We start from the raw sequence: 11,257 nt of genomic DNA on the forward strand, positions 1-11,257 counted from the left end.
CGAGCCCGAGGATGCGAAGCCGGTGCCTGCAGTCGCCAAGCCGGGGCCGCCTGTGGCGAAGCCCGGGCCCAAGCAGGTGGTCGAGAGTGCCGAGCCCGAGGATGCGAAGCCGGGGTCGCCTGCGGCGAAGCCGGTGGTTGAGGCTGCCGGGACCGAGGATGCGAAGCCGGGGCCTGCGGCTGCCAAGCCGGGGCCGGGCAAGGCTGTGCCCGCCGGGTCGGCTGCGGGCAAGCCGGTGGTTGAGGCTGCCGGGACCGAGGATGCGAAGCCGGGGCCTGCGGCTGCCAAGCCGGGGCCGGGCAAGGCTGTGCCCGCCGGGTCGGCCGCGGACAAGCCGGTGGTTGAGGCTGACGAGCCCGAGGATGCGAAGCCCCTGCCTGCGGCTGCGGAGGCTGACCCTGCCAAGGCGGAGGCTGCGCCTGGGAAGTCGGGCAAGGCCGCCGCCGGGGCGCCGAAGGCTGCCGCGGTCGAGGCTGAGGACGCGAAGGGTGCGGCTGCCGGGCCGGGCCTTGGCAAGGCTGGGGCTGGGGCCGCGAAGGCGGCCAAGGGAGAGGCTGCGGCTGCCGGGGCGGCGAAGGCGGTGAAGGACCAAGGACGGTTGCTGGCCGGGCGGTATCGGCTGGGGGCCGTGCTCGGCCAGGGCGGGATGGGGACCGTCTGGCGGGCTGAGGACGAGACGCTGGGTCGGACCGTCGCCGTCAAGGAGCTCCGCTTCAGCACCGGGGTCGACGAGGACGAGAAGCGCCGCCTCATCACCCGCACCCTCCGCGAGGCCAAGGCCATTGCGCGGATCCGGAGCGGGGGCGCCGTCACCGTCTACGACGTGGTCGACGAGGACGCCCGGCCGTGGATCGTCATGGAGCTCATCGAGGGGCCCTCGCTCGCCGAGTTCATACGCGAGAACGGCCCCCTCACCCCGCACCGCGCCGCCGAGGTCGGCCTCGCGGTGCTCGACGTCCTGCGCGCCGCGCACGGCCAGGGCATCCTGCACCGGGACGTCAAGCCGTCCAACGTGCTCATCGCCGCCAGCGGCCGCGTCGTCCTCACCGACTTCGGCATCGCCCAGGTCGAGGGCGACCCCTCCGTCACCTCCACCGGCATGCTCGTCGGCGCCCCCTCCTACATCTCCCCCGAGCGAGCCCGGGGTTACAAGCCCGGCCCGCCCGCCGACATGTGGTCGCTCGGCGGTCTGCTGTACGCCGCAGTCGAGGGCGTGCCCCCGTACGACAAGGGCTCCGCGCTCGCCACCCTCACCGCCGTGATGACCGAGCCGGTGGACCCGCCCAAGAACGCCGGTCCGCTGACCGAGGTCATCTACGGCCTGCTCGCCAAGGATCCGGCCCACCGGCTTGACGACGCCCGCGCGCGGGCGATGCTCACGGCCGTCCTCGACGCGCCCGAGCCCGTACCGGCCCCCGAGCCGGTCCCGGCCGCCGACGAGACCCGGCAGATCTCCCTCGCGGACGCCAAGGAGGCCGCCGACAAGGCCACCGAGGAGAAGGCCGCCGAGAAGGCGGCGAAGAAGGAACGCGAGCGGCGGGAGCGCGAGCAGCGCGAACGGGCCCGCGCCGCCCTGAAGTCGGCCCGCAAGGCGGCGGCGGGCGCCGCAGCCGCGAAGGCCGCCTCGGCAGCGGAGGCACCGGATCCGTCGGCCGCGCCGGCCGCCAAGCCCAAGTCCAAGGCCGCCCCGGTGGCGGCGCCGCTCACCGACGTCATGGCGCGCCGCACCATCGCGCTCGCGATAGTCGCCGTCGTCGTGGTGCTGGCGGCGGTCGGCTCGCTCATCGCCTACGCCATCAGCGGCGACGACACCGGCGGTGGACGCAAGGACCAGGGCAAGGGCGGCGGCAAGCCCACCCCGGCCGCGTCAGCGAGCCAGTCCCCGGGCGGTGCCCAGCCGGGCAACCCCCCGGCTTCGCCCCCGCCCTCCCCGAACGCAGGCGAGCCGGGCGCCGGCCAGCAGCAGACGCCGTCCACCGCCAGTGGCGGCGGCACCGGCAGCGCCGGCCAGGGGCAGGGCGCTTCGCCCGGAGGCTCGGGCGGCGGACTCCCCGCGGGATACGCCCTGATGACGGATCCCGGGTTCCACTTCTCGATGGCGATGCCCGAGGGCTTCAAGCAGACGGGCATAGCGGGCACCAACTCGGGCGGCATATACAGCCGTGACGACGGCTTCCCGCGGATCCAGGTCGACTACAACAACCGCCCCGGGGACGACGCGCGCGCCGCCTGGCTCGCACTGGCCCCCGGCACGAAGTCCAGCAGCAAGAACTACAAGCTGATCGGGATCACCTCGACGAGCTACCGGAACTACCCCACCGTCGCCGACTGGGAGTTCGAGCGCGAGCAGAACGGCATCCGGGTCCGCGTGCTCAACCGCGGCTTCAAGATGGACGCGACGCACGGCTACGCCATCATGATCAGCTGCGCCGCCGACCAGTGGGACGGCCCCGAGTGCACGCAGATGCGTACCACCGCTTTCGAGACCTTCCAGTCGCTCGGCTGACCTCGGGACGCGGGCGGCCCCGGCGACGTATCGTGTCAGCGGGGCCACGGGGGTGCCCCCAGCACTCGGGGGAGGCGATGTGGAGGAGTACGCGGGCCGGATCCTGGCCCACCGGTACCGCCTGCCGCTGCCGCCGTCGGACGAGTACGAGCTGATCGAGACCCGCGCCTTCGACACGCGGAGCGGGCAGGAAGTCCTGGTACGGCAGGTGCCGTTGCCGGAGGTCGTGGACGCGGAGCTGCTCGACGGCCCGCGGGCCGTCCCGGCGGCCGGGCGCCGCGACCCGGCGGACCTGCCGGCCGTACGGCGCGCCATCGAGGCGGCGCAGGCGGCGGCCGCCATCCCCGACCATCCGCGGCTGGACCAGGTCTTCGACGTCTTCGCCGAGGGCGGGTCGCTGTGGATCGTGAGCGAACTGGTCCCGGCGCGGCCGCTGGCGGCGCTGATCGCCGATGAGACGTTGAGCCCGTACCGGGCGGCTGAGGTGGCCTCGGACGTCCTGACCGCGTTGCGGGTGCTGCACGCGCACGGGTGGACGCACCGGAACATCACGGTGCGGACGGTGCTGGTGTGCGAGGACGGGCGCGTCGTACTGACCGGCCTCGCGGCCGGCGCGGCGGAGGAGGCCCTGTGCGGCTACGACCCCGTTCCGGGCCGTGACACCTCCGGCGGGGACGCGGGGTGGGGTGGTGCGGCCCCCGCCGCCGCGCCTGCGGCCGGCTCGGAGGGGGCAGCGCTCGTCCCTGGTGCCGGGATCGGCGGGCAGGTCGCTGCGCCTGCGGCGGGCGGGGACGGCGGGTTCGGCCGGCCGGCCGTGGCGCCTGCTGCGGGCACCGATGTCGAGCTCCGTGGTCCGGCCGCCGCGCTTGGCACGGGCACTGATGCCGAGTCCGGTGGTCCGGCCGCTGCGCCTGGCGCGGGCCGGGATGACGGCGGGCCCTCGTACGCGCCGTTGGTGGCTCCGGGGTACGACACCGGGCCGCGGTACAACGATCACATCGCCCCCGGGCGGCCCGAGGAGCGGCCCGACCTCCAGGCCGCCGCGCGGGCCGGGGCGATCGCCGCGTACCGGGCCGGGGCCCGGGCGGCCGCCGCCAAGGTCACCGAGCAGCGCAAGGCCGGTTCCGGCCCCATCGTGGTGCCGGAGCCGAAGCCCGCGGGGTCGGCCCTGCCGCAGGGGTACTCGTACCCGTACGGCACCCCGGAGACCGGCACCACCGAGCCCTGGCACGGAGCCACCCCGCGCCGTCCGTCCCTCTCGGACCCGGAGCCGGACCAGTCGCCCGAACCCGTACCGGAAGGCCGGCCCGCGCCACAGCGGCCGGGGCCCTGGCCCGAGTTGGAGCCGCGGGCCTGGCCGGAGGCCGGGGAGCAGGGGCAGGAGCAGGGGCAGGGGCAGGGGCAGGGGCAGGGGCAGGGGCAGAGGCAGGTGGAGGGCGGCGGGCGGCCCGGGCTGCCCGCGCGGTTGGCGTTGCCGCAGGGGTACCGGCAGGCCGATGAGGTGGCTGTGGCGGGCGGCGGGGCACGGGCCTACACGGCGGCGGCGCAGCCCAGTGCGCTGGGAGCCGAACGGGCACGGCAGACGCGGATGGCCGTCGTCGGGGCCGTCACCGAGCGGTGGGCTCCCGAGCAGGCCGGGCCCGTGCAGGGGCACTGGCAGCTGGCGCCCCCCGTCGGGTCCGCCACCGACCTCTGGGCGCTCGGCGCGCTGCTGTACCGCGCCGTGCAGGGGCATGCCCCGTATCCCGAGGACAGCGTCGCCGAGCTCGTCGAGATGGTGTGCTCCGAGCCCCCCGCCTTCGCGGAGGAGTGCGGCGCGCTCCGCCCCGTCGTGGAGTCGCTGCTGCGTCAGGACCCGACCGAGCGCCCCGACTTCGAGGAGCTCCGCGGCTGGCTGCGTTCCCTCGTACGGTCCGCCCCCGAGCCGGAGGCGGCGCCGCTGCCGGAGCCGGATCCCGCGCGGCTGCCCGTCGTACGCCGTCGCGGCGACCTCCACGGGCGGCACCGCAATCCCGCGGCCCCCCGCAAGCCCCGCTCCCTCGGCCGGACCCTGCTCGTCGGCATCCTGGTCCTCCTCGCCGGAGCGGTGGCGTACGCGCTGCTGTTCATGCCCCGCTCCGCCGCCCCGGAGGGGCCGAAGAACACCCCGGGCGACAGTGCGCAGTCACCGCCCAAGCAGAGCCAGGGTCAGAGCCAGAGCCAGAGCCAGAGCCAGAGTCCCGGTCCGAGTGGCTCACAGACACCCAGCGGCACTCCCGAGTCCGACCCGGCGCCCCAGACGGCCGCCCCGGCCCCGCCCGGCTACACCACCCAGCAGGACCCGGAGCACTTCGAGATCGCCGTCCCCGACGGCTGGGAGCGCCGCGGCATCAACGAGGCCGGCCAGGTCCGCTACACCGACGGCCAGTTCGTCCTGACCGTCGTCCCCGGCCGGGACAAGGTCCAGGGCAACCCGGACCCGGCGGCGTACCAGAAGGACAAGGAACCGGAGCTGACCCCGTACCGGACCTCCACCTGGTCCACCGTCGGCGACATCAAGACCACCAAGGTCGGCCAGCAGCTGCGCGCCACGGGCCGGTACACGTGGATCGACGGCACCGGCCGCAACGTCTTCGCCCGCAACTTCGTCGTCGCGCTCGGCGGCAGCTACCACGTCGTCATGGTGACCGGCCCCGAGGACGAACAGGGGAAGGTCACCGAGGTCTTCGAAAAGGCCACGACGAGTTACAAGTCGGGCGGCTGAACGGTGGCTGACGGGCGGTCAGTACGGCGATTGCGTCACAGTGCGGGCTTTCGACGGCCGGGCGGTTCCGACAGCACCCTGGCGCTCCGTAATCTGACCTGAAGTGCAGAGAGCGGCGGGATTTCGTGGAACAGCAGACAGGTGGGGGCGCCGTGCTGGCGGGCCGGTACCGGCTCGTCGAGCCGATCGGTCGCGGCGGCATGGGCAAGGTGTGGCGCGCGCATGACGAGCTGCTCCACCGGACCGTCGCCGTCAAGGAACTGACGGCCGGTCTCTACGTGGCCCAGGCCGACCGGGACGTCATGCACGCCCGGACGCAGAAGGAGGCCCGGGCCGCGGCCCGGATCCAGCATCCGGCGGTCGTCACCGTCCACGACGTGCTGGAACACGACGACCGGCCGTGGATCGTCATGGAGTACATCGACGGCCCCTCCCTCGCGGAGGCGGCCAAGGCGGCCGGCCGGATCGAGCCCCGCGAGGCGGCCAGGATCGGGCTGCACGTGCTGGGCGCGCTGCGCGCCGCGCACGCGGTCGGCGTCCTGCACCGGGACGTGAAGCCGGGCAACGTGCTGCTCGCCAAGGACGGCCGGGTGCTGCTCACGGACTTCGGGATCGCGGCGATCGAGGGCGACTCGTCCATCACGCGCACCGGCGAGATCGTCGGCTCGATCGACTACCTGGCCCCCGAGCGGGTCACGGGCGGCACCCCGGGCACCGCCTCCGACCTGTGGTCGCTGGGCGCGACCCTGTACACGGCGGTCGAGGCCCGCTCGCCGTTCCGCCGCACCTCGCCCATCTCCAGCCTCCAAGCCGTGGTCAACGACGAACCGCCGGCTCTGAAGCAGTCCGGGGCGCTGGGGCCGGTCATCACCGCCCTGTTGCGCAAGGATCCGGCGGAGCGGCCCTCGGCCGAGGAGACGGAGCGGATGCTGCTGGAGGCGATGGAGGGCCGGCAGCCGAAGGCGGCGCAGGCGTACGTGCCGACGCGCGCGGTGACCTCGGAGGAACTCGCCCCGGCGCAGCACCGGCCCGAGGAGCCGGCGGCGCCGGCGACGGAGACCGGGCAGACGGCCCCGCTGCCGGAGCCCCGGGAGACGGCGCCGGTACCCGCCCCCGCACCCGCCCCGGCGAACGGCTGGATCAAGCGCGCCGCGGTGATCGCCCTGGTGGCGGCGCTGCTCGGCGGCGGCGGTGTGTTCGGCCTGCTCAAGTTCACGGGTGACGCCGACAAGGGCGGCGGTTCCGACCGGACCACGAGCAACGCCGACGGGAAGTCGGGCGACGAGGGCGAGGAGGAGGAGACCCTCGCCGCGCCGGCCGGGTGGACCGAGGTCACCGACCCCACGGGCTTCACCCTCTTCGTCCCGGACGGGTGGAAGCGCCAGATGGACGGCGACCAGATCGACTACACCCCGGACAACGGGAAGCACTTCATCCGGATCGCCGCCGACTCCACCCCGGACTACGACACCCCGTACATGCACCTGATCGACCTGGAGAAGCAGGTGCAGAAGCGGACGGACTACAAGAAGCAGAGGCTGAACCAGAACACCTTCCGGGACAGCACCCGGGCTGCGCTCTGGGACTTCAGCTGGACCGAGAAGGGGACGCATGCCGGCCCCCGCCGGGCCGTCGAGCAGATGTACATCGCCCCGGACGAAACCGAGTACGCGATCTACATGTCGGGGCCCGCCGCCGACTGGGCCACGACCCAGCAGCAGTTCGACACCGTGCTCAGCGGCTGGGAGCCGCCCGCCGGGAAGCAGTAGGACGGCGGATTCCACGCATCCTGCCAGCGATCGCTGGCGGAAATGGCAAAATCCGGTTACCCACGGGTACCCAAAGGCCTCCGGGCGCAATACGCTCACCGCCATGACGGACTCGCAGGCCCCGGCCCCCCTCCGCACCGCACCGGAACCCACCAACCCGGTCGCCCCGGCCCCGGCCGGTGCCCGGACCGCCGCCGACGTGGTGACCCCCGACCTCGTCGCCCGCCTCACCCGCGGAGTCATCGGCTCCGGCCGCACCGCCAACCACACCCCCTTCACCGGGGACCGGCTCGCGGAGCTCCCCGAGGCCACCCCCGAGGACATCGCCGAGGCCTTCGAGCGGGCCCGCGCCGCCCAGCCCGCCTGGGCCGCAGTCCCCGTACGCAAGCGGGCGGCCGTGCTGCTCCGCTTCCACGACCTGGTCCTCGCCCGGCAGGCCGAGGTCCTCGACCTCATCCAGCTGGAGACCGGCAAGGCCCGCCTGCACGCCCACGAGGAGGTCCAGGCGGTCGCCGTCGCCGCCCGCCACTACGGCCGCAAGGCCCCCTCGTACCTCCGCCCCAAGGGCCACACGGGCGCGATGCCCACCCTCACCAAGGTCACCGAGCTGCGCCAGCCTCGCGGGGTCGTCGGCCAGATAGCCCCCTGGAACTACCCGCTCGAACTGTCGGTCGGCGACGCCCTGCCCGCCTTCGTGGCCGGCAACGCGCTCGTCATGAAGCCCGACACCGAGACCGCGCTGACCGCCCTGTGGGCCCGCGACCTGCTGATCGAGGCCGGGCTGCCCGCCGAGGTCTTCCAGATCGTCCTCGGGGAGGGCCCCGTCGTCGGCCCCGAGGTGGTCCGCCACGCCGACTACGTCTCCTTCACCGGCTCCACCCGTACCGGCCGCGAGGTCGCCCGCGGCGCGGCCGACCGCCTCGTCGGCGTCTCCCTGGAGCTCGGCGGCAAGAACGCCATGCTCGTCCTGCACGACGCCGACATCGAGAAGGCCGCCGCGGGCGCCGTCCGCGCCTGCTTCTCCTCCGCCGGCCAGCTGTGCATCTCCATCGAGCGGCTCTACGTCCACGCCTCGATCGCCGACGCGTTCGTCGAGCGGTTCGCCGCCCGTACGAAGGCCATGCGGCTCGGCGCCTCCCTCGCCTACGGCGCCGACATGGGCTCGCTCGTCGGCGAACGCCAGCTGGAGACCGTGCAGCGGCACGTGGACGAGGCCGTCGCCAAGGGCGCCACCCTCGTCGCCGGCGGCACCGCCCGCCCCGACATCGGCCCGCTCTTCTACGAGCCCACCATCCTCGACGGGGTCGAGGCGCCCATGGCGGTGTGCGGCGAGGAGACCTTCGGCCCGGTCGTCTCCGTCTACCGCTTCACCGACGAGGACCAGGCCATTGCCGAGGCCAACGCCACCGCCTACGGCCTGAACTCCAGCGTCTGGACCAAGGACTCCCGCCGCGGCCACGCCGTCGCCGCCCGCCTGCGCACCGGCACCGTCAACATCAACGAGGGCTACGCCCCCGCCTACGGCAGCGCCCAGGCCCCCATGGGCGGAATGAAGGACTCCGGCCTCGGCCGCCGCCATGGCTCCGAGGGCATCCTCAAGTACACCGAGGCCCAGACCGTCGCCCACCAGCGACTGCTCCCGATGGCGCCCTCGCTGGGCATGGACGACGAGAAGTACGCGGCGTTCATGACCCGCAGCCTCAAGGTCATGAAGGCACTCCGATTCCGCTAAATCAGACTCCGCTAAGGGGCAGCACCGTGTCTGAGTCGTACGACTACGACGTCATCGTCATCGGATCGGGCTTCGGGGGGTCGGTCTCGGCCCTGCGGCTGACCGAGAAGGGCTACCGGGTCGGCGTCCTGGAGGCAGGACGCCGCTTCACCCGCGAGAGCCTGCCGAAGAACAGCTGGGACCTGCGCAACTACCTGTGGGCCCCGGCCCTCGGGCTGTACGGGATCCAGCGGATCCACCTGCTCGGCAATGTGATGGTGCTCGCCGGCGCCGGCGTGGGCGGCGGCTCGCTCAACTACGCCAACACCCTCTACGTGCCGCCCACCCCCTTCTTCGAGGACCGGCAGTGGGCGTCCATCACCGACTGGCGCGAGGAACTCGCCCCGTACTACGAGCAGGCCCAGCGGATGCTCGGGGTGCGCCTCAACCCGACGATGACCCCCTCCGACGTCCACCTCAAGGCGGCCGCCGAGAAGATGGGCGTCGCGGACTCCTTCCACATGGCCCCGGTCGGCGTCTTCTTCGGAGACGGCGAGGATGCCGAGGGGCAGGCGAAGGTCCGGCCCGGGGACGAGGTCGCCGACCCCTACTTCGGGGGCGCCGGCCCCGCCCGCAAGGCCTGCACCGAGTGCGGCGAGTGCATGACCGGCTGCCGGCACGGCGCGAAGAACACCCTCAACGAGAACTACCTGCACCTCGCCGAGCGCGCCGGGGCCGTCATCCACCCCATGACGACGGTCACCGCCCTCTCCGAGCACCCCGAGGGCGGCTACCGCGTCCGCACCGTCCCCACCGACGGCCGCCGCCGGGGCAAGGCGAAGGTGCTGCGCGCCCGGTACGTGGTCGTCGCGGCGGGCACGTACGGCACCCAGACCCTGCTGCACACGATGAAGGACCGCGGCGAGCTCCCGAAAATCTCGGGTCGGCTCGGCGATCTGACCCGGACCAACTCGGAGGGCCTGGTCGGCGCGCAGACCGACGACCGCCGCTACCGCAAGCGCCACGGCGCAGGCCCCGGCAAGGAGCAGCGCGCCGACTTCACCCGCGGCGTGGCGATCACCTCCTCGGTGCACCCCAACGCCGACACCCACATCGAGCCCGTCCGCTACGGCAAGGGCTCCAACGCCATGGGGTTCATGACCGTCCTCCAGGTGCCCTACGCCAAGCACCGGGTCCGCGCCTGGTTCGCCCGCACCGCCCGCCACCCGCTGCAGCTGGCGCGGTCGCTGTCCAACCGGCGCTGGTCGGAGCGGACCATCATCGGCCTGGTCATGCAGTCGCTGGACAACTCCCTGACGACCTACCGCAAGCCCGGCGGCATCGGGAAGGGCCTGCTCACCGCCCGCCAGGGCCACGGCGCGCCCAACCCCGTCCAGATCGCCGAGGCCACGCAGGCCGCGACCCTGCTGGCCGAGGAGATCAACGGATTCCCGGGCAGCAACATAGGCGAGCTGATGGGCACCCCGCTGACCGCGCACTTCCTCGGCGGCTGCCCGATCGGCGCCTCGGCGGAGGAGGGCGTGGTGGACCCGTACCACCGGCTCTACGGTTACCCGGGCATCTCGGTGGTGGACGGCGCGGCCGTCTCGGCGAACCTCGGGGTCAACCCGTCGCTGACGATCACGGCGCAGGCGGAGCGGGCGATGTCGTACTGGCCCAACAACGGCGAGCAGGACCCGCGCCCGGAACAGGGCGAGGCCTACGTACGCCTCGCGGCGGTGGAACCGGCCCGCCCGGCCGTCCCGAAGGAGGCCTTCGGCGCGCTGCGGCTGCCGTTCCTGGCGGTCCCGGAGATCCCGCCGAGGGCGCCGGACCCGGCCGGATAGGCCGGGGTCGGCACCGCACTCCCCCTCCGAGCGCGGTACCCACCGCGGTTACATGAGTGACAGACGGTCGCTACGGAAGGTTGTACCGGAATCCCGGAGACCGGTCTGTGGTGTCCCTCACACGGTGAAGGCAACGCGGAACGGCCGGCCCGGGGCGTCCCCTGGGCCGGCCGTTCTTTACGGGGCGACCGGGCTGCTGTCCCCTGCCGTCCGGTCACGCGAGGGAGCGAGGTCCCACGACGCACGCTCCACGGGGGCGTACGTCTCATCGCTCCTGCGGAGCCACGCGTGGTGTTGCGGTCCCGCACCTGGCTGGTGCGGACATCCTCACCAACGAAGGGCGCCCGGGGGCGGTCACCGCCCGGACGAGTGACGAACACCCGCTCAAGGCGAGGGGACTCAGACGCGGCCGCGGCACAGCTCCAGCAGCGTCATGGCCAGGGCGGTACCGGGCTTGCCGAGTGCATCGCTCCAGTGGGAGAGCACCTCCATCTCGCGCGAGAGGTGCACGCGGCGGCCGCCCGAGGCGATCCGGGCCTCCTGGATGACGGTCGAGACGGCCATCCGCTCCTGGATCAGGCCGATGATCCGGTCGTCGATGGCGTCGATGCGCTCGCGGGAGCCGGCGATGAGCTGCTCGGGGGTGGTGGCGATCGTGGTCACGGCGGTTCCCTAAGAATG

Annotated in this window: 6 protein-coding genes; 5 read left to right on the forward strand and 1 reads right to left on the reverse strand. The window is 73.5% G+C overall.

Annotation, left to right across the window (positions count from 1 at the left end):
* The first annotated feature begins 580 nt into the window (after window positions 1-580).
* From J7E94_RS12980 to J7E94_RS13000, 5 genes are all read left to right on the forward strand, one after another.
* Entirely contained in the window at window positions 581-2,506 is a 1,926-nt protein-coding gene (locus J7E94_RS12980; protein WP_308344969.1) for a serine/threonine-protein kinase, read from the forward strand.
* A gap of 79 nt (window positions 2,507-2,585) precedes the next feature.
* Window positions 2,586-5,249, forward strand: coding sequence for a protein kinase (locus J7E94_RS12985; RefSeq protein WP_215015142.1), 2,664 nt, complete (start codon window positions 2,586-2,588; stop codon window positions 5,247-5,249).
* Between the two features lie 125 nt (window positions 5,250-5,374).
* The gene (locus tag J7E94_RS12990) at window positions 5,375-7,018 is read left to right on the forward strand and encodes a serine/threonine-protein kinase (RefSeq protein WP_215015144.1); all 1,644 of its coding nucleotides are present in this window, start codon (window positions 5,375-5,377) and stop codon (window positions 7,016-7,018) included.
* Between the two features lie 103 nt (window positions 7,019-7,121).
* On the forward strand, window positions 7,122-8,750 hold the full coding sequence (locus tag J7E94_RS12995; RefSeq protein WP_215015146.1) for a succinic semialdehyde dehydrogenase: 1,629 nt from the start codon (window positions 7,122-7,124) through the stop codon (window positions 8,748-8,750).
* Between the two features lie 26 nt (window positions 8,751-8,776).
* Entirely contained in the window at window positions 8,777-10,576 is a 1,800-nt protein-coding gene (locus tag J7E94_RS13000) for a GMC family oxidoreductase N-terminal domain-containing protein (protein WP_215015148.1), read from the forward strand.
* A 399-nt stretch (window positions 10,577-10,975) separates the two neighbouring features.
* Here the strand turns inward: J7E94_RS13000 and J7E94_RS13005 are convergent, their stop codons facing one another.
* Window positions 10,976-11,239, reverse strand: a complete 264-nt coding sequence (locus J7E94_RS13005; RefSeq protein ID WP_215015150.1) for a chorismate mutase — start codon at window positions 11,237-11,239, stop codon at window positions 10,976-10,978.
* Window positions 11,240-11,257 lie beyond the last annotated feature (18 nt).

Origin of the sequence: Streptomyces sp. ISL-94, from assembly GCF_018614075.1 — a bacterium.
Taxonomy (GTDB): Bacteria; Actinomycetota; Actinomycetes; order Streptomycetales; family Streptomycetaceae; genus Streptomyces.